General features: G+C 75.5%; 1 protein-coding gene. It reads right to left on the minus strand.

All coding sequences use genetic code 11. From position 1 onward, the window contains the following. Nucleotides 1–943 (minus strand): PASTA domain-containing protein (locus tag E1286_RS47360; RefSeq protein WP_132623986.1); only part of this gene is annotated, 943 nt, incomplete at both ends.

Raw genomic sequence — 943 nt, forward strand, 5'->3', positions numbered from 1 at the left:
CAGGTCCTCGCCGGGGTCGGGCTCTTCGCCCTGGTCCGGGCCGGTCTGGGCGGCGACGCCGACGATGATCACGATGCTGGCTTGCGGTTCGGCGCAGGTGCCGCCTGCGATGCTCTGGCTCAGGATGGTGCCGACCTGCGACTCGTCCGCGACGGCCTTTCCGCGCGACCGTACCCGGAAGCCGTCGTCCGCCAGGGCCGCGCGGCCGTCCGCCTCGGAACGGCCCACCACGCCCGGGACGGTGCTGCCGTGTCGGGCCAGGGTGAGGCTCACCGAGGTGCCGCCGGAGACGCGGGTGCCCGCCCGGGGGTCAGAGGAAATGACCTGGCCGTTGGGTCTGTCTGAGCACGTACGGTTGACGCCGCCGGCCTTGAGGCCCGCCTCGGCCAGCGTCGACTCGGCGGCCTTGCGCTGCATGCCGGCCACCGCGGGCACCGCCACGCCCGCCGACACCTGCAGCGAGACCGTACTTCCCCGGGGAACCGCCGCCCCCGCGGCGGGCTTGCTGCTCAGCACCCGCCCGACGGGCTGCGTGGAGCCGACCTCGGCGACGAGGCCCGGCACCAGCCCGGCCTGCCTGATGGCCCTGGTCGCCGCCTTTCTGTCCAGGCCGGTCAGCGGCGGGATCGCGACGGTCACCGGTCGTGCCACCGGTGGCTGACTGGCGGGCTCGCGCGGCCCCTGCACCTCGTCGGACTTCCCGGGCGTGGATTTCGCCGGTTCCGGTTCGGACGTCGCCGGCTCCGGTGTCGCGGGCTCCGACGTGGCCGCCGGGGGCAACGTGGGTCCGGCCGCCTGCGCCGCTGGGGAGGAGTCGTCCCCGGCCAGTTGCGGGACGAGCACGGCCAGCAGGACACCCGCAGTCACCAGCAGCGCCGCGCAGACCGCGATCGCCGCCGTCGGCCACCTCCTGGCGGTCCGCTCCCCCGCCGCACTCCCCGAA

This window comes from Nonomuraea terrae (assembly GCF_004348995.1).
GTDB lineage: Bacteria > Actinomycetota > Actinomycetes > Streptosporangiales > Streptosporangiaceae > Nonomuraea > Nonomuraea terrae.